At 42.3% G+C, this 23,265-nt stretch carries 17 protein-coding genes; 8 read left to right on the top strand and 9 right to left on the bottom strand.

Annotation, left to right across the window (positions count from 1 at the left end; all coding sequences use genetic code 11):
• Positions 1 to 50 precede the first annotated feature (50 nt).
• Entirely contained in the window at positions 51 to 2,993 is a 2,943-nt protein-coding gene (locus CDC37_RS23305; RefSeq protein WP_442861055.1) for a UPF0182 family protein, read from the top strand.
• Here CDC37_RS23305 and ftsE read toward each other — a convergent pair whose 3' ends face one another.
• The 4 genes from ftsE to CDC37_RS23285 all read right to left on the bottom strand — a co-directional run bounded on the left by ftsE (position 2,994) and on the right by CDC37_RS23285 (position 7,185).
• Complete coding sequence (gene ftsE / locus CDC37_RS23300; RefSeq protein WP_096625583.1) at positions 2,994 to 3,740, bottom strand: cell division ATP-binding protein FtsE; 747 nt, start codon at positions 3,738 to 3,740, stop codon at positions 2,994 to 2,996. It abuts the gene before it with no gap.
• Between the two features lie 536 nt (positions 3,741 to 4,276).
• Entirely contained in the window at positions 4,277 to 4,936 is a 660-nt protein-coding gene (locus tag CDC37_RS23295; RefSeq protein ID WP_096625581.1) for an MAE_28990/MAE_18760 family HEPN-like nuclease, read from the bottom strand.
• Complete coding sequence (locus tag CDC37_RS23290; protein ID WP_096625579.1) at positions 4,933 to 6,066, bottom strand: DUF262 domain-containing protein; 1,134 nt, start codon at positions 6,064 to 6,066, stop codon at positions 4,933 to 4,935. The genes CDC37_RS23295 and CDC37_RS23290 overlap by 4 nt, the downstream gene beginning before the upstream one ends.
• Before the next feature lie 351 nt (positions 6,067 to 6,417).
• Complete coding sequence (locus CDC37_RS23285) at positions 6,418 to 7,185, bottom strand: WecB/TagA/CpsF family glycosyltransferase (protein ID WP_096625577.1); 768 nt, start codon at positions 7,183 to 7,185, stop codon at positions 6,418 to 6,420.
• An 817-nt stretch (positions 7,186 to 8,002) separates the two neighbouring features.
• Between CDC37_RS23285 and CDC37_RS23280 the strand changes: the two genes are divergently transcribed.
• From CDC37_RS23280 to CDC37_RS23270, 3 genes are all read left to right on the top strand, one after another.
• The gene (locus CDC37_RS23280) at positions 8,003 to 8,713 is read left to right on the top strand and encodes a response regulator transcription factor (RefSeq protein ID WP_096625575.1); all 711 of its coding nucleotides are present in this window, start codon (positions 8,003 to 8,005) and stop codon (positions 8,711 to 8,713) included.
• Between the two features lie 284 nt (positions 8,714 to 8,997).
• Positions 8,998 to 10,665 carry a SpoIIE family protein phosphatase gene (locus CDC37_RS23275; protein ID WP_096625573.1) on the top strand — a complete coding sequence of 556 codons (1,668 nt, stop codon included), beginning with the start codon at positions 8,998 to 9,000 and terminating at the stop codon, positions 10,663 to 10,665.
• Between the two features lie 5 nt (positions 10,666 to 10,670).
• A complete protein-coding gene (locus tag CDC37_RS23270) occupies positions 10,671 to 11,093 on the top strand; it encodes an ATP-binding protein (protein ID WP_096626585.1) in 423 nt (140 codons plus the stop codon).
• Positions 11,094 to 11,425: 332 nt separating this feature from the next.
• Here CDC37_RS23270 and CDC37_RS23265 read toward each other — a convergent pair whose 3' ends face one another.
• A complete protein-coding gene (locus CDC37_RS23265) occupies positions 11,426 to 11,959 on the bottom strand; it encodes a DUF3122 domain-containing protein (RefSeq protein WP_096625571.1) in 534 nt (177 codons plus the stop codon).
• An 889-nt stretch (positions 11,960 to 12,848) separates the two neighbouring features.
• On the opposite strand from CDC37_RS23265, the gene CDC37_RS23260 reads away from it, so the two are divergent.
• Together CDC37_RS23260 and CDC37_RS23255 are read left to right on the top strand one after the other, a co-directional pair.
• Positions 12,849 to 13,214 (top strand): ferredoxin thioredoxin reductase catalytic beta subunit, encoded by a 366-nt coding sequence (locus tag CDC37_RS23260; RefSeq protein ID WP_096625569.1) that lies wholly within the window; start codon positions 12,849 to 12,851, stop codon positions 13,212 to 13,214.
• Positions 13,215 to 13,216: 2 nt separating this feature from the next.
• Positions 13,217 to 13,609, top strand: a complete 393-nt coding sequence (locus CDC37_RS23255) for a DUF309 domain-containing protein (protein WP_096625567.1) — start codon at positions 13,217 to 13,219, stop codon at positions 13,607 to 13,609.
• 21 nt (positions 13,610 to 13,630) lie between these two features.
• Here the strand turns inward: CDC37_RS23255 and CDC37_RS23250 are convergent, their stop codons facing one another.
• Together CDC37_RS23250 and CDC37_RS23245 are read right to left on the bottom strand one after the other, a co-directional pair.
• On the bottom strand, positions 13,631 to 14,806 hold the full coding sequence (locus CDC37_RS23250) for a DUF1822 family protein (RefSeq protein ID WP_096625565.1): 1,176 nt from the start codon (positions 14,804 to 14,806) through the stop codon (positions 13,631 to 13,633).
• A gap of 306 nt (positions 14,807 to 15,112) precedes the next feature.
• A complete protein-coding gene (locus tag CDC37_RS23245; protein ID WP_096625563.1) occupies positions 15,113 to 16,282 on the bottom strand; it encodes a sigma-70 family RNA polymerase sigma factor in 1,170 nt (389 codons plus the stop codon).
• Between the two features lie 615 nt (positions 16,283 to 16,897).
• Here CDC37_RS23245 and pruA point away from each other — a divergent pair.
• On the top strand, positions 16,898 to 19,849 hold the full coding sequence (pruA, locus tag CDC37_RS23240) for an L-glutamate gamma-semialdehyde dehydrogenase (RefSeq protein WP_096625561.1): 2,952 nt from the start codon (positions 16,898 to 16,900) through the stop codon (positions 19,847 to 19,849).
• Positions 19,850 to 20,148: 299 nt separating this feature from the next.
• Here the strand turns inward: pruA and CDC37_RS23235 are convergent, their stop codons facing one another.
• On the bottom strand, positions 20,149 to 21,162 hold the full coding sequence (locus CDC37_RS23235) for a glycosyltransferase family 2 protein (RefSeq protein ID WP_096625559.1): 1,014 nt from the start codon (positions 21,160 to 21,162) through the stop codon (positions 20,149 to 20,151).
• Between the two features lie 180 nt (positions 21,163 to 21,342).
• Entirely contained in the window at positions 21,343 to 22,032 is a 690-nt protein-coding gene (locus CDC37_RS23230) for a C40 family peptidase (protein ID WP_096625557.1), read from the bottom strand.
• A 32-nt stretch (positions 22,033 to 22,064) separates the two neighbouring features.
• Here CDC37_RS23230 and CDC37_RS23225 point away from each other — a divergent pair, with 32 nt between their 5' ends.
• On the top strand, positions 22,065 to 23,003 hold the full coding sequence (locus CDC37_RS23225) for a serine hydrolase (protein ID WP_096625555.1): 939 nt from the start codon (positions 22,065 to 22,067) through the stop codon (positions 23,001 to 23,003).
• Positions 23,004 to 23,265: the final 262 nt, after the last annotated feature.

Here is a 23,265-nt window from a genome sequence, read left to right as displayed (position 1 = left end):
CAGCCCACTTTGTCTATAATAATTTTAGATGCTTAGTATTCTCTAACTCCGTGTGGAAAATCTCCAAACTTCCCTTCCAATTCCAACTTGACTGGAAATCGCTTATCCGCCCTCTATTACTACTATTAGGAGCGTGGATTTGCTTCGACGTGATTTGTCATCTTGGTGCAGAAATTCTTTGGTATAGAGAAGTTGGCTATTTAATGGTTTTTTGGACTCGACTCCTCACCCAAGGATTTTTGTGGATTGGAGTCTTGGCGATCGCCCTGGGATACTCCCTAGGTAATTTACAATTAGCCCAGCGTTGGCGATATCGACAGCCAGTTAAACCAACCCCTGTCACCAGCCAATTATTACCACGTTATTCCTGGAAATTACCACCTACAGATACCATCTCCCCGACCCCTGTCACCTTTTACTGGCTTATCCCCACCATTTTTAGCCTGGGTGTGCTGGTCGGTCTCATACTACTCCACTACGGACAAATCGCCGTTAGTTACTGGCAACGTGGTAACAACAACTATAACATCATCAACGCCATTCCCCCCCGCTTTCAACCAGAAGTAATTTGGCAATTAGCTCAACAATTAACAGGTCAACCCTGGTATCTCCTCCCCATTCTGGTTTTATCCGTACTGATCCTGCGATATCCACGTACCTGTTTAAATGCGATCGCGATTATCCTCTCACTGATTTTTGCCCAGGTTGTCTGCCAACACTGGGGTAATTTTTTACAATTTTTCCAACCCACCGCCTTTAATACCAAAGATGCGGTTTTTCAGCAGGATATCCGCTTCTACTTCTTCAGTCTACCCGTTTGGCAATTAATCGAATTTTGGCTCGGTGGTTTATTTTTCTACACCTTTGTCGCTGTCACCTCTACCTATCTACTCTCCGGTAATAGTTGGAGTGAAGGTAAATTCCCCGGCTTTTCTTGGCAACAAAAACGCCACCTTTACGGTACCGGTGGAGCTGTAATGTTAATCGCAGCCCTGTCCTTTTGGTTGAGTCGCTACGAACTGCTATACTCACCACGGGGAGTCGCCTTTGGAGCTAGCTACACCGATATTCACGCCCAATTACCAGCCTACACATTTTTGGCAATTTTTGCCCTGGTAATTGCTTTATACCTTTTGGGACGTACAATTTTTTGGCCACGTCATCCCCGAAGTCGGCGTGTAGTCGTTTCTGGTCTTCTCCTATCCATATTCACAATGGCAATAGTTGGGGAAATTATACCTACCCTAGTCCAATACCTTATCGTTCAACCCAACGAATTTCCCCGAGAAGAACCCTACATCGAACGCACCATTGCCATGACCAGACAAGCATTTAATCTGGATAATGTCAATGCCCAAACCTTTGACCCCCAATCCAACCTCACCCCCACCGACCTGGAAAATAACGACCTGACGGTTCGCAATATTCGCCTTTGGGATCAACGTCCTTTACTAGAAACAAATCGCCAACTCCAACAAATTCGCCCCTACTACCGATTTCCCGATGCAGATATCGACCGCTACACCTTTCCCACCTCCGAAAGCAAAAAAAACACCCGTCAGGTGCTAATTGCCGCCAGAGAACTGGATTATCGAGAAATTCCCCAAGCAGCCCAAACCTGGGTCAACCGCCATTTACTTTATACCCACGGCTACGGATTTACCATGAGTCCCGTCAACACCGTTGCTCCTGGGGGTTTACCAGAATATTTCGTCAAAGATATTGGTACAGTTGAAGGGGAAGCCCTAACGGTCTCCGATCCATCGATCCGTGCCACCATACCCATTAATCATCCGCGTATTTACTATGGGGAAATCACGGATAACTACGTGATGACGAATACAAAACAACAGGAATTAGATTACCCCAGTGGTCGTGATAACGTATACACTACCTACGATGGGGAAGGGGGGATATACATTAGCTCCTGGTGGCATCGCTTGATGTTTGCCCAATACCTGAAAGACTGGCGAATGCTGGTCACTACCCAGTTTAAACCCGATACGAAAATACTATTTCGCCGTAATATCAGACAAAGAATTCAGGCGATCGCTCCCTTCTTACGCTATGACAATGACCCATATCTAGTAGTGACGGATATCGGTACACCCCACCATTTATTTTGGGTAATTGATGCCTACACCACCAGTAATTATTACCCCTATTCGGATATGGGGGAACAAGGAATTAACTATATTCGCAACTCTGTGAAAGTCGTTGTCGATGCCTATAATGGAAGTGCAAAATTTTACATCGCAGATACCAGTGACCCAGTGATTCAAACCTGGAAGAAGATTTTTCCCAGTTTGCTGCAACCTCTGGAATCAATGCCGAAAACCCTGCAAGTCCATCTGCGTTACCCAATTGACTATTTTAAAATTCAAGCCGAACGGTTAATGGTTTATCACATGACCGACCCGCGAGTTTTTTATAACCGGGAAGACCAATGGCAAATCCCCAAAGAAGTTTACGCAGACGAACCCAGTTTAGTCGAACCCTACTACCTGATTACCAGTCTTCCCAAAGTTGATTTTGAAGAATTTATTCTCCTCATACCCTACACACCCCGTCAACGCACCAATCTCATTGCTTGGTTAGCAGCTCGTTCCGACGGAGAAAATTATGGCAAACTACTTCTATACAACTTTCCCAAACAGCGTTTAGTCTTTGGTCCGGAACAAATCGAAGCTCGGATCAACCAAGACCCCGTAATCTCCCAGCAAATATCCCTTTGGAACCGTCAAGGTTCTAGAGCAATCCAAGGTAACTTACTAATTATTCCCATCGAACAGTCCCTATTGTACGTCGAACCATTATATTTACAAGCAACTGAAAACAGTTTACCAACCCTAGCACGGGTAATAGTCGTCTACGAAAACCGGATTGTCATGGCTCCAAGTCTAGAACAAGCACTCGCAGGGATTTTCCAAACAACGGAAACCCCAGCAGTACCCATCATCCGTCCCTTTGAATCACCAGGGGTTGCTCAGTAATTACCGTCGATAAATTTCCCCATTACAAACCCGAACCACGCGGGTATCACAACGTCTCACCAGTTGTTCATCATGGGTAGTTACAATTACTGTCGCACCGAAATGATTTAATTTACGTAAAATTTGGATAATTTGCCAAGAATTATCTGGGTCAAGGTTACCCGTCGGTTCATCAGCTAAAATTAGGGGTGGAGTAGCCACAATTGCTCTAGCAATACTAACCCGTTGTTGTTCTCCTCCCGAAAGTTGTTCTGGGAAACAATTGGCTTTTGTTTGTAAACCCACTAATTTCAGGGTAGGTTCCAGACGACGCTGAATTTCCTTCCGGGTGTAACCTTGTGCTTGCAGAACCACACTAATATTTTCAGTCACAGTCCGTTGGGGAATCAACTTGTAATCCTGGAAAATCACACCAATTTGTCGTCTCAAATACGATAATTGATTTCCCCGTTGCAATCCCACATTCTGTCCATTGACGATCACTTCCCCTTGACTTGCAATTTGCTCACCATACAATAACTTGAGTAAAGTGGACTTACCAGAACCACTTGGTCCAGTAATAAATAAAAATTCCCCCTTCCCAACTTGAAAGCTGACATTAGATAAAGCACCTCGTCCATTTTCATAAACCTTACTTACATTCCGAAATTCCACACAGAACTCGGTTGGGGTTTCCACGGATTTAGTCGCTGTCTCTGATGCAGGAAATTGTTGTTCTAGTATTTCTTTTGCTGTTAAAGTTGGCATTGCTGATTTAGTGGGTTCGTGAAAATTTTATATTTTTGCTATGCAATCAGTATTCCCACTCAGCAAAGGGAAATTATCATCACTCAGAAATAAATTTCCTTCTTCGTTGTGAATTGGGAATGGGGAGTAGGAAAAATCACTTTCATAAGTTCTGATTACCCTTATTAACTATTCATAGACAGATGTAACGGCAAGTAATGAAATTATGTATGATAATTAACGTGAATTCGATGAACCTCACCCCAACCCCTCTCCAGGATGGAGAGGGTCAGAAAAATCCGTAGTTTTAACCAAAAATCTATGTTTTCAAAGCCTTTCTCCAAGAGGGGAAAGGTTTGGAGAGGGGTTATTTGAATCCGTTGTAGCGAGCTACGACCTAGGAGTACTCACGTATAATTAAAGCAATCCGATTTAAGTCGCGAAAAATAGCGTGCCGTTGACTGATGACTGGTAACTGTTAACAACCCTACATGGAAGCTTTCACAAATCCCCCTCGGATGGCTGTATAATTTTTAGCCTTTGATCAACTTTTATAATTACGTGCATTGATTACGTATATACAACTTTTGACAAGCACTATTTTCTACCTGAGTACGAAAATTTTCCATCATTGCTAAGATTTCGTCGTGCAATTGTTGATACTCATCGCGGTCGAGGGATAAATATTCACCATGAGCGATCGCATTTCTGCGCTTTAGTAATTGTTCATTAATAATGACCTCTTTCGTTTGGTAGAAAGAGTAATCTAAACCCAGGAGACAAGTAATTTCCCGTAAAATAGCCGAAGATAAATTAGAAGCGGTGGAAATTATATCTTCATAGGGAATGGAGCTTGTTTGATGTACCTGAGTCAATATCAAATTTGTCACTGCTGTAAATACTGTGGCCTTGTTGGTATCATTAGCTTCATTCAGTTTCGCTTTCATTGCGATTGCCACAAAATTGATCGCCAATTCCCCATAAGTTAATTTTTGTCTAGCAACAAACTCCAAATAACTAGTTGCAGCAGTACGAATATATCCTTCCCAGTGAGCATATAACAGTGCTACTCCACTACGTAGTAAGGCATTATGTTTACTAGTCGTAAAACTCCTAGTTTCAATCAAAGCTTTCAAATCAGAAATTTCTTTTTTTCTCCAGACGAAATCATCTGTTAACCTCTGATTTAAATCCTCAAGAGTGCGAATTTTCTTCATACAGAAAATAATCTACGACCCAGGGGAATTAATTTCGGTAATCTCGCTCTAGCATCTTTGCCTCTGCCAAAAGCCGATGTAAAATCTGGATTAGACCAAATTTCAATAATTTTATTTCTCAATTCCCCAACACTTAAATGATATTGGAGATAGTTATAACCAATTCCTAGAGCTATTGTTTCAAAAGGTGCCAACATGAAGCCACCATAAAATTTTTGTTTATTAACATCATATTTTTTAAAGCTATCACTTCCCATACATTCAGATAAAACTTGAAATGTTTTTTCAAAGGCGGCTTGCTCTAATTCTTTGTCAAAATTAGGATTGTTAGCAATTTCCTGAATTTGTTCCGTAAAAAATGAATCAACATCAGGAATTTTGTTCAACAAGTTTTCGTCTATATTTCGCAGTACCAAAAATCTACATAAAATTTCAATATCATATTGTTCTTCTAGAGACTTATCATTTAAAGCAATACAGGCTTGGAAGTTTTCATTCTCACTAAGTTTTTTAATCCAGCGATAAAAATCGGGATTTAAACTGACTAAAATACAGTTTCGTAGTTCTTGAGGAGTAGCAATAGAACCACCAGTATTTAATCTTTGAAACAATTCGTATTTAGCAAAAGGGTCACTTTCTTTTAACAGAATATTCACATCTATTTTTGCCCTTTTTATTAAAAGTCGCTGAGTAGGAGTAAATCCCTTGCTAGAACCATCTGGATGCTCTTTATCCTCCCATACTTTACCTTCTAATGATGGTAAATACTCTGTTTTCTGTAAAGTCAATGGTGGTATGAGTTTTCCCTCTTCATCCTTCAATATACCCACAAATTGATATATAGTTGATAGCCGTTGTAAACCATCAACCACATCCCAAATACCATCTTCCCTTTGGGACACAAAAATAGGTGGAATCGGGATTCCTAGCAAAATAGATTCTATTAATTTTGTTTTTTGATAGTCTGACCAACGGAAAAATCTCTGGAATTCAGGATGTATTTCAATTTCACCTTGTTGATACAGGCTAATCCATTCTCCAATTGATGTTGAGTAGTTATCTGAGCGAATTTCCTGTCTTTTTTGATCAATTTCCGACTGAAGTGTGTCTGTTTTGTCTCGGATATTCATAAGCTAAAACTCGCATACATCAAATGTGTATTATATCATTGCCAAGCCATAGGGTGTATCAGCAAAGGACATGATGGCTATTCCCTATTCTCTCTTCCCTACTATTCAAGTTTAAAAAAATAGGAGACTATTTATACTTAATTATCAAGTATAAATAGCCTCCAATCACTAAAAATGTATTCCGAACCAAACCTTTTAAAACTCACAAACTTGCATCTAGAGCAAGTGATTAAGGTTGAGTCATGGGTTATTTTTCCTACTACTCCCGACTCCCCTGGAGACGACTCGGTAGGTCGTCTCTACTCCCATCACGGACTATTCCCTAAAAGTTGGTGATAAATCCAGGACAAACTAGGGTAATATTTGACTAACCGTTGCCTTGGGACTGAGACGATAACTAATGGCACGGATGGCAAACTTGGGTAATGCGAGCATCCGTTTCCAACGCCAAGGTTCTTGATAGAGGCGATACAACCACTCCAAATTATTATTCGCTAACCATTTGGGAGCGCGGGTTTTTGTTCCTGACCAAATATCTAAACTACCACCAACCCCAACCCAAGTTGCTTGGTCGCAGAGGTAACGGTGTTGTTGAATCCAAAATTCTTGACGGGGTACACCCAAACCTACCAGAATTAAATTGGGTTGAAGGACTGCTAAATTTTGTTTTAAGGCTTCTAATTCTTCGGGGGAGTGGAATCCTGAATGGGTTCCGACAATTTGTAGTCCTGGATACTGGTTTTGCCAAAATTGAGCAGCTTTTTCCGCTACCCCTGGTGTACCACCATAAAAAAACACTTTTAAAGAAGGTTCTGTTTGCGCGATCGCTCGCAATAGGGTTTCTGCTAACTCAATCCCTGGGATGCGTTTGACCCGTTGACCAAATAATAAACGCAAGTACAAAACAACTCCCGCACCATCGGGAATTACTAACTCCGCATCCCGAATCACCTGGGATAGGTCGCTGTTTGCTTCCGCTTGCATGGTCATTTCCGCATTTAATGTCACAACATGGGTTCCCAAACCCTGTTTCATCCGTTCGAGTAACCAATCTGGATAATTATCCATGACGTGGACTGGTAACTCTAAAACTGAAAATAATTTTGGTGCCTTTAACATAGACGACTTTTGATTACCCTCACACCTTACTCATTAGGAAGCATAGTTGATCAAATTTATTTCGACAAGAATGGGTATTACTTTTGACTTTATTTTCAATTAGAACACCAATATTTCCCACATTCAGTCGGCTTTGTCTTTGAGCAAAAATAATAATTACTTCAAGATGCTATCTATTCACCAGCCAATCCGGACAGAAAATACTAACCGGAAGTAGCGCTTGCTGAAAAATAGTAAAATTCTTGTCTTGTAAGCTTTTGAGGGTATTTTCATCGCCAAAAGTGCTTTCCAAATAGGTGTGCAAAGCTCAAAAACCTTGCATCTGTAATTTTTTGCAGTCAATAAAAAGTGGAATTTTTGACTTCAAACTATTCCCTACTCCCTAATCCCTGCTCCCTACCCTCACGCTTCAGACTTTTTCCGCAGACCCCAAGTAGGCGGTATATATACTTATTTGTGCCCATTGTTCATATAGTGAACTCAAAAAATGACACAATTTAGATAAAATGATTCTTTGGTTACATTGAGGAAGTATCCCGAATCAAAATTGATTAATTGGTAAATTTGAAAAAACTTGTTTGGTGTTTGGTAACGATGGCCTATTGCCAAGCTAACAAATTGTCATAGATGCTGGCTTTATCAAAGAAACATCGATATCTTTAGATCGTGGTATGGTGACATACACGGGAGATATATCGATGGGAGGTTATCAATTGTAGGTTTACATCTAGATGGCACTATAGGGCAATATTTGGATGATATTAAGTTGACAACAGACTTTATTGAACTTTGAGCGTCAAACGGGCAGAACTCGACTATGAGTAAAATTCGTGTGGTTTTGATTGAAGATCATGAATTAACCCGGATGGGTATTCGGACTACATTGCAGCAAAGCGACGATATTGAAATCGTTGGCGAAGCTGGCAATGGCAACGAAGGAATACAGCTATTATCAAATTTAAAGCCAGATGTGGCGATTGTCGATATCGGCTTACCGGATAAGGATGGTATCGAGGTGACACGGGAGCTAAAATCTAGTGTTGGTAGTGATAATCCTCACACTAAAGTACTGATTCTCACCCTGCGGGATAACCGGGAAGCCGTACTCGCTGCCTTTGCTGCTGGTGCTGATTCCTACTGTATGAAGGACAACGACGACCTTTTGAATGCAGTCCGGATTACATCCTGTGGTAACTCTTGGATTGATCCAGCGATCGCGCGAATTGTTCTGCGTCAAGCCCAAGATAATTCCCCTCCTGAAACCGGTGCTGTTCCCGCAAAACCAATTCCCCCCCGTAATGGTAGTTCTAGCGAAGAGGATTCTATCGACCCCTACACCCTGACTGAGCGCGAATTGGAAGTTTTACAATTAATTGTTGAAGGTTGTAGCAATGCTGTAATTGCCGAGCGACTGTATATTACTGTTGGTACTGTTAAAACCCATGTCCGTAATATTTTAAACAAATTATGTGCCGATGACCGTACCCAAGCTGCTGTTCGCGCCCTCCGTTCTGGTCTTGTTGGTTAATAAATACCTTGTTTCTGATGATACATAAGAATAATTAATATTTTTCTCGTGTCAGAACTAGAGAAATCCCAGGAAAATTGGGTAACTTGTAAATATGGACTCATGCTTATATTTAATATGCATAGGTATGGTCTTGTTTACAGGATACGTTTGATACTGGCTACCAACCCAAATTGGTCAAAACAAGGGTAATTTGGATTGTTGTGTTCTGTCGCTTGGATCAGAAGTATTGCTGTATACAATGCCTACTGCCAAATTTATGAAAAACAATTTAAAAGTCAAATATGACTGATACGGGGGCAGAAAAACTAAAGCTGATGGTGGTAGATGACGAGTTAGACAATCTCGAATTACTCTACCGCACCTTTCGGCGTGATTTTCAAGTTTTCCGCGCCAATAATGCGCTCAGTGCGCTGGAAATCTTGGATCAGGAAGGGGAGATGGCGGTCATAATTTCTGACCAACGAATGCCCGAAATGAATGGAACCGAATTCCTCAGCCTGACGGTGGAGCGGTTTCCAGATACAATTCGCATTTTATTAACAGGTTTTACTGATGTTGAAGATTTAGTTGATGCCATTAATTCCGGACAGGTTTTTAAGTATATAACCAAACCTTGGAAACCAGACAGATTACGTACTGTAGTTGAGCAGGCTACCGATACCTATCGTGTCGTCAAAAAAAGAACCCAAGAATTGCAGTTGGCTTTACGACGGGAATCTTTATTTAATGTGGTGACGACGGCGATTCGTGAGTCCTTGGATTACCGCAGTATGTTGGAAAAAATCGTGGCCACAATTGGCGAGAGTTTTGAAGCTACCTGTTGTTTATTAAGGCCAATCGAAGGCAATCAACCATCATTGGAGGAATTTGTTGATCATCAGTCCCGTCAAGTTCATGGTCAGTGTAGCTTCGATTCGAGCGATTTAATTGCCAAAATCCTCGAAAGCCGACAGTATAACCTATCCAGTGTTTATGATGATCGGACTGGACACGGATTAGTAGTGCCATTAACCTATCAACAACAGTTACTTGCGGTGTTGGTATTGTGTCAGCACGAACGTTCACGTCCTTGGCAAAAGGAAGATGTGCAATTGATTGCTGGTGTTGCGGAACAAGCTTCCTTAGCTTTGTCCCAAGCCAAGTTATATCAAAGCTTACAAGAAAAACAAAAACAAATTAGCACTGAATTGGAAGTCGCTCGACAAATCCAAAACAACCTGCTGCGTCAAAGTTTACCAGAAATAAAATCAGCCAAAGTACAAGCCTGTTGTTTTCCAGCACGGGAGGTGGGGGGAGACTTTTTTGAAGTGTTTTCCCATCCTAAAGGGGATTTATGGTTAGCAGTGGGGGATGTTTCCGGTAAGGGTGTTCCCGCAGCTCTATTTATGGCTAGTGTGATTTCAGTATTGCGTCGGGAATTATCCCAAGAGAACCCTCCGTCACCGAATCGAGTTATGGCCAATCTCAATTTGGCATTATTCGATGATTTAATGACCAATAACTGTTTTATTACCCTAGTTTTAGTTCGTTATACACCGACAACAAAAGAATTAGTTTGTGCTAATGCTGGACATATTTATCCTTTATGTTGGTCTCGTCATCCATCAACTTCGGAACATCCAATATATCTGAAAACACGCGGTATTCCCTTGGGAATCAAGCGGGAATGGAAAGCAGATATTGACACCTTAACTTTGCAATCAGGAGATGCATTATTACTCGCAAGCGATGGTGTCACCGAAGCGATGATCACACCATCCTATAGCAATCGAAATGGTAAATTTAATGGCTCCGTACCGCAACGTTTGATGTTGCGACCAGAGGGGTTGTGGGAGTTGTTGAAACAACAACCACCCACGTTATGTTTAGAAAAATTACTTGCCCAAATTCAAGCTGATAGCGATATCCAAGAAGACGACCAAACTATTCTTTCCCTTGAGGTGTTTTAAAAATGATGAGAACTGAGTTACACATACCCAGCGATTTAAAATTTTTAACAATTGTTGAGGATTGGCTGCTAGGATGTCTGAAATTAGAATTAGGACAGTCTGTGGATTGGCCGCGTCAATCTAGTCGTCTGCGTTTAGCTTTAGTTGAAGCCTATTCTAACGTTGTTCGCCACGCCCACAAAGAACAACCAGCTATTCCTGTGTTGATTCGTGTTGAACTACAGGATCGGGATTTAGCCCTGGAAGTGTGGGATCAGGGAGAGGGATATGATTTATCAAATTATTTTGCTCCTGACCCCAGCGATAAGCAAGAAGGTGGCTATGGTTGGTTGATTATGAATCGGTTGATGGACAAGGTTGAGTATCAGTTGCAACTTGATGGTAGTAATTGTTTAAAGCTCAAAACTAGATTACCGGAATCGGTTTAGGGAATACCTGGGTTGGTAACAAAAATTTATTTTCACTCCTGATATTGCATTTTTGGTACTTGAATCAATTGCTTTGTTTCATATTTTTTGATTCTACAGGCAATGACCAGGTAGAATACATATCACATTTAGATGGTAGTTGTGCTACTTCGTGAGAAGGCTTCGCCTATAGCGCTATCGGTGTTAGCGTAGTGTTTCGCTTGCGATAAGCGTCTTCATTCCCTGTCACAGGAAGCAAGCTACAAAAATTAGCGCAACTACAAACTAATGTGGAAATTTAAGCGATTTAATTTCATGCAGGCGATCGCAGACCGACCCCTGCTCCTGTTATATTATTTAAACTCAGACACTAATAATTGCCACTCCGCGACAATATTCTCAGGTATTTTTAAAATTAGGGGATTACTATTTGTCACTGGAAGACGTAATTGCAATTCATTAGTGGTGGGAAGTTTCTCCAAAATATCGCTAAATAAATATTCACCAACATTTGTTGCGGGGGCATTATCTGTAGTATAAACATCCTCGGCAGTTAATATTTTACCTTGGGCAGTGCTAATTTCTAAATTCCGGGGATGGAGAAACTCAAATACACCAGGAAAACCAACTAAACGGAGATGAAATCTTGGGTTGGTTACACCCTGCTGCAATTGCTGAAATAGGATTATCTGCCATGCATGACCCGTATTGTCACGTACAGATGTTTGGGAATGGTAGCGTAACACACCAGATATTTCGTGGTGCTGACGCAATAGGGCAATGGGTAGATATATTGGTGTAGATAGGGCTTGTTGGGGCGGTATCAATACCAGATAAATGAATGCTGTAATTATGATAATTGCAACTCTTAACCGTATTTTTTTCATCTCAATATCCTAGCCAAAAAGACACAAGACCATTTACTAAGTAGGTAGGTGCAAGTAAACATAAAACAGCAACGTAATCAATCATTCGGCTCAAAGCCTTACTTCCATACAGAAGCGATATATCGCGTCTCTCCCTGTAAAGAGACGACCCGACGGGTCGTCTCTATTCCCTGATCTCAACGACAATTTTTACCACCCACCTACTTAATGGGGAAATCCCTATGGGAATCAGATGTGATTCTTCAACAAGTGATATCGTTTACGCCAATGGTCGCGACTACTAGGACTACAACCATCGATTATTCTAGTTTCATTTATTTCCCAGTACAAGAGAATCGATATGAGTCATCTTTTTCCTAACTCCGCAAGTCCTTTCAATTTTATAGTGAAGTTCTGTCGAACCATATTTCAATCAGTCCTTTGTGTTGTTTAGACACAAGTCAACAAGAAAATAGCTCATTCCCACTCCCTACTCCTTCTACATCAAGCGAGATTCTGACATTCCAGCAAAATGAGGATGTACGATAGGAAGCTTGTATTGAATATATTGAAAATCATCATTATTCTTCCCGAAAAATCATAACTATTGTTAAATATTGACGCTATTTGTGAAGATTTAAAATTGCTAAATCAGGGAGATTTTTCCAGTAAAAATATCTTGTCCAATCCTTTCTGATATAGGGACAGAAGGAAATAACAGAGGGATTTACATTTAGCCGACCAACAAAGCCAAAAATCATAATTGGACACGGATTTTTCGGTACTTACAGACCCGTAAAATCAGCCGTCAGTAAAAGGCGATCGCAAAATTTGCTTAAACTAACCGCTATCACGGTGTGTAGACTGCGGTACAATGCAAAGAAATATTTAAATTATGAGCGGCAAATCCATGATGACATCAGAGGTAAATAGCAAGTCGAGCGATAAAAATCTGGAAGCAATGCGGCATTTTTCGGAGCAATATGCCAAGCGCACAGGTACTTTCTTCTGTTCTGAACCTTCGGTTACTGCGGTTGTCATCGAAGGTTTAGCCAAACATAAGGATGAATTAGGTGCGCCATTGTGTCCCTGTCGTCATTACGAAGATAAGGAAGCAGAAGTTGCAGCAGCTTATTGGAATTGTCCCTGTGTACCAATGCGGGAACGAAAAGAATGCCATTGTATGTTGTTTTTAACACCGGACAATGACTTCGCTGGGGATAAACAGGAAATTTCCCTGGAAACGATTAAAGAAGTTCGCGATAGCATGGTCTAGCCATGAGCGAACAAATGCCTCCAGAATTTTGGCAAGGTGTAGCCCAGTTTAATTCTGGGCAATTTTACGCTTGTCATGATACCCTCGAAGCTCTGTGGATTGAAGCTTTAGAACCGGAAAAAAGCTTTTATCAAGGTATTTTACAAATTGCCGTAGCCCTGTACCATCTAGGTAATAAGAATGTGCGGGGAGCGATGATTCTCCTCGGTGAAGGTAGTAACCGTTTACGCCGTTATCCCAGTGATTTTGCTGGGATTGATGTGGATGATTTATTGACGACAAGTATTAATTTTCTCCAGACACTACAAACTACCCATCCTGATGAAGTGATGAATTTATTATCAGGGGATAAAATTGATCTGCCGCGGATCAAAATTATTGCCAATCCGGGGTGAATTCGACTTGTTCACTCACTTTTAAAATCTTAAGATTTCCCGCTCATAATTTTCGGGTAAGGGTTCTATTTCCCACACGATTCCCTCATTCGGTGCTAAAGCCACCTCTACAAAGAGTAAATCAGTTGCAGTGGTAGCAACATCCTCATTATTGGGCAAAGGTTGTAAATCCTCCGTTAACAATCGTAATTTAAATCCTCCAGGAATTGCACCCCCCGCGATCGCATTTCTAAACTCAAATCGCCAAGTCCTTTCCCCATTGTGGGTTTGGGGAACAATTCTAAGTTCGTAACTTTGTCCAGCGATCGCTAACTGTCGTGATAGGATTAATGTGTTCTGGCTTTGTTCTAAACTCCGCGCACCAGCAAAACCAGTTTGAAGTTGTAATCGACTCCATCCCAGTTGGGAAGCAAATTGGGAAACTCCCCTTTCTAACCACCCCAAGATTGCAAATTGTTCCGGTAATCCTAAACGACGTAGGTACAAACTTTGTCGCCATCCTCCATTAGCAATTAATGACGACCAGGTAGCAAAAGGCACTTGTAAACGGGGAGCAAGGATTGCAGGATTGGCCAGACGATCAATTAAATTTTCTGCCTGGGTAGGAGATAGGGGTGGAGGCGGTATAATTTGCGTTCGGGTGCGTTCGTTGGGACACAATTCCCCTACGGTCGGGAAAATGCTCATATCATCAATTAGATCCGTTTGGGCGATCGCATAGGTACGGGTGTGAGGGTCATAACTTCCACGATTTTTCAAGGCTGCATGGGTTGTATAGCCCCACAAACAAACATAACTAGCATCGGGATTCACCGAGACCCCTAAATAATAATCACCAATGTATTCTGGTATATCCACCCATTCCTGGGGAATCCGTAATTCACTAAAATCAATACTTTCCTGCGGAACTACCACCATCCGCTGTTCGTCAATATCGACTACGGTTCCATTAACCAGTTCCCAAAAGCTGGGTAAAGCAGTGGTACAGAAACTTGTCTTTGCTTGCGGTGTAATTTCTGCGTGTAACCACAAAAGAATTACTTGCAGGCAAAGTTCATTTAAATAACCTTGATAGCGAGAAGATGGGTTGGAAAGGTTTTGGCTACTATCCCATGCGCGTGTATTGATTTCTGGTAAAATTGGCAAAATTAACGTGCTAGGGGATACAAAATCAAATACATTGAGTTGGACGCTCATGGTCAAATACTCCAGAATACAATTGGCATGGGTGGGGTTTGGGGTTAATGGAATGAATATAAATACTTAAAATACTTAATTTCAATATCAATAAATTAACGGGTTATACAGAGTTAATATTTAATTTGGCTGATTTTCTCCCTGGTAAATTGGGAGTTGGGAGGAGGAATAAACTATTTTCTTGTTTAGTTGTGTCCAAACCACACGGGGGGACTACCTTGTCAAGCGAGAGATGGGACATATCACGTCTTTTGTCAGCAGTACATGTAGGCGATTTCCCTGTTTTCACAGAGATTCCTGTCCCCATCAAGCAGGATGGCTATAGTAAGTTTGTAACCATTCATCAATCACGGAATTGATGCTTTTTAGTAGGTCGGAGTCCAGGGAAATATGCAGGTGTGTAGCAGTCCATTTGGCCAATATTTTTAATAAAGCTTCACGGCTACGGGTCAAACGACGAGATACTGTATATTGTTGAATTTCTAGATATTGGGCGATTTGTTGTTGAGTTTTTCCCTGACGATAATAAAGTTCGAGAATTTGCTGTGCTTGGGGGTCTAAATCTGCAACTCCAGAAGTTAAAATTTGATTGATTTGTTGTTGTTGTTGTTGACGTTTGTTTTCCTCTTCTTCTGCAATCAATTCATTTAACAATGATTCCTGTTGATTGACACTTAGATTATCTAACCATTCATTTTGATCGTCACCACTACTTTGGTTGATCGAAGTCACAGAGGGATATAAATAATTACGTGCAGCTTTAGCACAAGTAAGTAACCAATTTTCCAAAGTTTGGGCATTAATTGTAGAATTTGTTTGGGAATTGTAAGCAGTAGTGATAGCTTCCCAGGTTTGCTCATCGGGACGGTTCAACTGACGGGTACTACCAGATTGGGTGGGAACATAAATCAATTTAAAACAGTTCCAAGCATTCACATAAGCTTGAATTGTTGTTTCTCCAATTCCATCAGCCTTTAGGGATTCCACTAACCGTTTTTGGCTGATTTTGCGCAACATCCCCCAGGATGAACAAATATCGATTTCGTGACGCTGACGCAATACCTCTCGAATCACAGTGCTAAAAATAGCCCTCCCATAGTTTTTGAGGACAAATCCCTGTTTCGGATCAAACCCCTTTAACACCCGATCGATATTCGCGATCGCGATTTGAAAAAAATCCGGTAAACTATACTGGCTACTACTAAAAGTATCCGCAGTTTTACGAGCGCTCCAAAAACAAGCTTCCTGCAAATAGGCGCTGAGATGTTGTTTTGCTAAATCTGCTTTTCCCGCACTTTGCCAAACATGATACCAGTAAGTTGCCCAAAAAGCTTCCGAACCAGGGTTCGTCACCTGTTGTAAATTACCCTCCATACTCCGTCGCAACCGACCATCCATAATCCAATCAGTTGCGCGATCGCCATCAAATTGCAAAAATGTGGAAAATATTTCAATCATTTCGGTACGGGGACGCATAATCGGGTCACACTTAATATATATAAAAATTAACAATAAATAATATTTGAGAAAACAAGCAATTATACTTCCTCAAACTGTAATACACAAAGTTAGTCGGATAATCCAGTCCGCAGTCAAATTTATTAATTTGGGAGTGGGGAATCGGGAATCGGGAGTAGAGACCGGATAGAACCCATCTCGAATCATAAACTTGGGGACGTTGCTGAATACAAATATGAATTGAAAATTTGACGTTGTGTAGAGACGTAGCATCGCTACGTCTCTACGTAGACGCGCGTAGCGTAGCTTCTCGAAGAGACGATTGTGGTTTTAATACAAAATGTAAACCATCATAACCCAAATTCAGCAACACCAATTCGGGAGTAGGGAATCGGGTGTAGAGACGGGATAGAACCATCTTCACGATTGGTTGATGCTGACACCTTCTGAACATCTTCTGGGGAATTTTCTCATGTCCACTGTGGATATCCAGGGATTGAGCAGCCACAATAGAAATTGGGGAGATAGGTCTAAAAACTCCTCTGCACTGGATAATCTGGGATAATCATCAAACGATGAATTGTCCCAACCCCCATTCCCCACCCACTTTTGGCACAATCAACCTTAGAAACGATGACATACGAAGTCCAAACTCAGGAAATAGCGAAAAAGCTGCTTGCATCTACCCAAGAAAACCGTTCCTTTTTAGCCAATTTACGGGATAAACTCCGTCTGGATGACCAATTGTTAGCTTGGACGATGGAAAATCCCCATTTACGGGTGCAATTATTTCGCTTTATTGATGCTTTACCAGCTTTACGCAGTAAAACAGAAATTGCTGCCCATTTACAGGAATACCTAGGAGATGCATCTGTAGAATTACCTACAGCATTGAAAAGTATGTTAAATTTTGCCAGCCCTGATTCCGTGCCGGGACAGGTGGCGGCAACAACGGTGACAACGGCCGTGGAGGCTTTAGCCCATAGATACATTGCTGGGGAAAATATTCAACAGGTAATTAAAACTATTGAGCGCCTGCGTCGGGAGAAAATGGCATTTACCGTGGATTTACTAGGGGAAGCGGTAATTACGGAAACAGAAGCCCAATCCTATCAACAGCGTTATTTGGATTTAATCGAGCAATTGACCGCAGCCGCGAAATCCTGGTCTGTGGTGGAGCAAATAGATGCAGCCGATGGGGATTTACTGCCAAAAGTCCAGGTTTCCGTGAAATTAACGGCATTTTACTCCCAGTTTGACCCTTTAGATGCAGTCGGTAGTGAAAATCGGGTGAGTGAGCGAATTCGGGTTTTGCTGCGACGTGCGCAAGAATTGGGTGCGGCGGTACATTTTGACATGGAACAGTATGATTACAAGGATATTACCCTATCTATCCTCAAAAAAATTCTCCTGGAGGAGGAATTTAAAACCCGTACCGATATTGGGATGACAATTCAAGCCTATCTGCGGGATAGTGAAGCGGATGCACGGGGTTTAATTGATTGGGCAAAAATACGTGGTTATCCCATTACCATTCGCCTAGTCAAGGGAGCCTATTGGGACCAGGAAACCATCAAAGCCGTGCAGAAACACTGGCCACAGCCAGTATACAACGATAAAACCGCCACGGATGCCAACTTTGAGAAAATTACCCAAATCCTGCTGGAAAATCATCAATACATTTACACAGCCATTGGTAGCCATAACGTCCGTTCCCAAGCAAAAGCGATCGCCATTGCTCAAGCTTTAAATGTCCCTCGACGAGCCTTTGAAATGCAGGTCTTGTATGGGATGGGAGATAAACTGGCCAAAGCGATCGCGTCTCAAGGATACAGAGTTCGAGTTTATGCTCCCTACGGTGAATTATTACCAGGAATGGCCTATTTAATTCGTCGCCTATTGGAAAATACCGCTAATAGTTCCTTCCTGCGGCAAAACTTGGAAAATCGTCCCATAGAAGAACTTTTAGCACCACCTGACCCCAGTATAAATACAGAATACCAACCACCCCACACCGGATTTACTGGTGTTGCCGATAGCGATTACTCCATCGAGGAAACCCGTAGACAAACAGCCCAAGCGATCGCCACTGTCCGGTCAGCCCTGGGAAAAACCTATTTACCCCTCATTAACGGTACAAACGTCTCCACCCAAGACACTGTAGATTCCGTTAACCCCTCCCAACCCAGCGAAATCGTCGGTACCATTGGTCTAGCTAGCATCGACCAAGCTGAAACCGCCATCCAAGCAGCCAAAGCCGCCTTTCCTAGTTGGCGCAAAACCCCTCCCCAAAAAAGAGCCGACATTCTCCGGCAAGCAGCCCAAATCATGGAAACACGGCGAGCCGAATTATCCGCCTGGATAGTCTTGGAAGTTGGCAAACCAGTCCGGGAAGCCGATGCCGAAGTCTCCGAAGCCATCGATTTTTGCCGCTACTACGCCGAGGAAATGGAACGGCTAGCAGCAGGTGTAAATTATGACGTACTCGGTGAAACTAATCGTTATATTTACCAACCACGAGGTATTGCCGTTGTCATTTCTCCCTGGAATTTTCCCCTAGCGATCGCCTGTGGCATGACCGTTGCTGCCCTGGTTGCAGGTAACAGCACCATCCTCAAACCGGCGGAGACTTCCTCGGTAATTGCCGCTAAATTAGCAGAAATTTTAGTCAGTGCAGGCGTACCTCAAGGTGTATTTCAATACTTGCCCGGCAAAGGTTCCCAGGTGGGAGCCTACCTCGTAAACCATATCGACACCCATATTATCGCCTTCACCGGTTCCCAGGAAGTCGGTTGTCGCATTTACGCCGATGCAGCCATCCTCAAACCGGGGCAAAAACACATGAAACGGGTCATCGCCGAAATGGGAGGTAAAAACGGTATTATTATTGATGAAAGTGCCGATTTAGATCAAGCCGTCGCCGGAGTTGTCCAATCCGCCTTTGGTTACAGTGGTCAAAAATGTTCCGCCTGTTCTCGGGTCATCGTGGTTAAATCCGTATATGACAACTTTGTGGAACGACTGATTGAAGCCACCAAATCCCTAAATGTTGGAGCCGCAGAATTACCCAGTACCAAAGTGGGGCCAGTTATCGATGCTACGGCCCAAGCATGGATTCGGGAATACATCGCCATTGGTAAAACGGAAGCCAAATTAGCTTTAGAAGTACCCGTACCCGAAACTGGTTATTTCGTTCCTCCCACCATCTTCATCGATGTACCCAGGGATGGTAAAATCGCCCAAGAGGAAATATTTGGTCCTGTCCTTGCGGTGATCAAAGCCGAAAATTTCGTCGATGCATTAAATATTGCCAACAGCACCAACTATGCCCTGACCGGTGGATTGTATTCCCGTACCCCCTCCCACATCGCGATCGCCGAAACCGATTTCGAGGTTGGTAACTTGTATATCAACCGGACAATTACTGGTGCAATTGTTGCTCGACAACCCTTTGGCGGATTTAAGTTATCTGGTGTTGGCTCAAAAGCTGGTGGTCCAGATTACCTCCTGCAATTCCTTGAACCCCATACAATTACAGAGAATATTCAACGCCAAGGTTTTGCTCCCATTGCTGGAGCGGAGTAAAAAGTCCAGGTAGGGAGTAGGGAATAGACTATTATCGCCATCCGATTTAAGTAGTGAAAAATAGCGTGCCGTTGACTGATGACTGGTGACTGTCAACCGTCAACCGTTAACAACCCTACATGTAAAATTTCACAAATCCCCCTCGGACTGCGGTAGGTGTTAACTGTCATTCATTAAAAGTAGTGAATATACAACTTTAATGGGTAATAACTTAAGTTTCCCATCAGGTATCAACTTCAAAGTCAAATCTCCCTACTCCCTAAAAGTTTTCAGGTTTTATCAGAAATCCGGGTTTACCATTATTTACCATTTTGACTGATAACTTCGCGAACCCGGTAAATTGGACGACCTTGGGATTCGTGGTAGGTACGCATCAGTAATTCGGCAAGTAAGCCAAAACAAAATAGCTGGACACCTGTAACAAACATTAATACAGCTAATATTAACAAAGGGCGATCGCCGATATTTTCACCCAAACCAAATTTAATAAAGGTGAGATAAAAACCAATGAAAATTCCGGAAATCATTGATCCTAAACCAAGTAATCCAAATACATGCATCGGTCGGGTGAGGAATTTTTTCATGAAGGCAATGGTCATTAAATCCATGACCACACGAAAAGTTCTTGCTAGACCGTATTTACTACTACCGAAGCGACGTGGGTGGTGACGGACGGGTATTTCGGTGATACGTGCCCCTTCAATATAAGCAAGAGCCGGCAAAAATCGGTGTAATTCCCCATATAAATTCATATCTGCTACCAATTCCGCACGGTAAGCTTTGAGGGAACAACCATAATCATGGATACGTACCCCCGTAATCCGACGAATCAGCCAATTGGCGATTTTGGAGGGTAAAAGTCGCCGTAAAGCACCGTCTTGGCGATTTTTGCGCCAACCACTGACCAAATCGTAACCTTCATCTAACTTGGCAATTAGAATAGGGATATCAGCCGGATCATTTTGTAAATCCGCATCCAGGGTGATAATTATACTACCTTGGGCATAATTAAAGCCCGCAGCCATTGCAGCCGTTTGCCCGTAATTACGTCGGAGAATAATCGCTTTGACATCATGACGTTGGCTAGCAAATTGTTTTAATAATTGAGCCGAACCATCCGTCGAACCATCATCAACCAGAATAATTTCGTAACTGAAATCCGTACCTTTAAAAGTCGCAGCGATCGCATCTAATAAATGGGGGATGCTTTCAACTTCATTGTAAACAGGTGCAACAACCGATACATCGGGAACAGCAACAGATAGTTCATTTTGTTCGGAACTCACACCACTCTTGAATAACCCACTCCGCATATTAATTCTTACCTACTCATCGATCAAAGAAAACAGGGAACAGGAGACAGAAAACAGTAGAAGAATTTTCAAGTTAGTCCTTCAGGGGAAAACCCATAATTAAACCTGTAGGGAGTTAATAGTACTTTGCACCTAGATATTTCTTGTACTGCTCCCGATTCCCGACTCCCCATTCCCTAATTATGGAATAAACACCCGAACAACACGTCCTGCACCGCGCAGTTGTTTGTAATACGACTGACTGACCCTATCACCTTGTTCCGAGAGGATATCAATACCAATACCATTGCGACCCTGTTCTCGACCGGAACTATGGATATATTTACCATCACCCAAATACAATCCCACATGGGTGGCTTTTTGGGGAGTACCAAAAAATACTAAGTCCCCAGGTTGTAAATCCGAGATGGGGATAGGTTCTAAAAAAGCCTCCTGCTGGTAAGCATCTCGCGGCAAATTAATTCCCACCGATGCGAATGCAGCTTGCATTAACCCCGAACAATCGTAATTTGGACCAACAGTCCCCCCCCACAGGTAATAATTGGGTTGGGACATAGCTTGGTGGGTGAAATGAATTACCTGGGGAAGACGATTTTTAATCTCCTCTGTTGTCAATGATTGGACTTGATACGCTACAGTAGCAACTTGTAATAGTCCTAAATCTTGTCGTGATACCCATCCAGGATAACCATCAGCACACAAACAAACTTGGATCGCAGTTTCGTTGTCCATATTGGTGATGTACAAATGTCTCCCCTTTGCAGCTTGGGTTGCAAGGCTTTTGCACTCCGGAGAATCGTAGATATTCAAGTCAGCTTGACACTGGTATGCTTGAGTATGCAATTTTAGGATTTGAGAATTGACAACCATTCTAAATTAAAATTATAGGCTAGTTACTAACTATGAACTTTTTCGCAGCAGATGCACAAATCGAGCAACTTGGACAGGAAGTTTTAGCTGCAACCTGGGCAAAATTTCCCATCCTGGGACAAAATCAGGTGGCAATGACTTGGATTGTCTACGATTCTCCTGTAATAGTAAATACTGGTGGGGCACTAACACCGGATGTTTTTTGGCAGCATCCAGTTCGGGGATTTAGCTATCGTGGAGTCGAGCGGATTTATCCAGCCAGTATAGTTAAAATATTTTATCTGGTAGCAGCCCACGAATGGTTAGATAAGGGAATGACTCAGGATACACCGGAACTGGAACGGGCATTACGGGATATGATTGTTGAATCCAGTAACGATGCCACCAGTTTAGTTGTTGATATACTCAGTGGCACCACATCTGGTCCAGAATTGCCATCAGCACCCTTTGAAACCTGGAAATACCAACGCAATATTATTAACCGCTACTACCAATCCCTCAATTGGTTGGAACTAGAAGGTATCAACGTTTGTCAAAAAACTTGGGGGGATGGTCCCTACGGACGCGATCGCATTTTTTATGGTCAAATGTTTGAAAATCGCAATATGCTGACCACCAACGCCACAGCCAGATTATTACACAGTATTGTCGGTGGAGTTGCCGTATCCAGCACGCGATCGCAGTTAATGATGAAATTACTTCAACGCAGCACCAATCCGGAAAACCTACCCCAAGACGTAGAAGAAAACCAAGTTACAGGATTTTTAGGGGGAGGATTACCAACGGATGCGAATCTGTGGTCAAAAGCTGGATGGACAAGTCAAGTTCGTCATGACGCAGCTTACATCGAAGTTCCTGGTATCCAACCCTATTTATTGGTGGTATTCACCGAAGGTAAAGAATCTGCTCAAAATCGGGAAATTTTACCTTTTATTTCCCAACAAGTCCTGGAAGCGATGAAAACCATTTAATGGGGAATAGGAAACAGGAAACATTTATTTGGGTTTGTGGTATGTAGGTCTACCACATTAATTTTTGATGAGTAAAGAAAGTTAGCTAGTAGCGTTCGTAGCGGCTCTATTATAAACCTGTATTTCTCACGAGTGAGTGATCAGGGTTGAGCTATGGGTTGTTTTTCCTACTACTCCCGTACAGACGCGATATATCGCGTCTCTCCCTACTCCCTGTAAAGACGACCAACGGGTTGTTTCTACTCCTTGTAAAGACGACCCA

Source organism: Calothrix sp. NIES-3974, from assembly GCF_002368395.1.
GTDB lineage: Bacteria > Cyanobacteriota > Cyanobacteriia > Cyanobacteriales > Nostocaceae > NIES-3974.
Note: the sequence above shows the minus strand (reverse complement) of the source record. Positions and strands in the feature narration are given on the sequence as shown.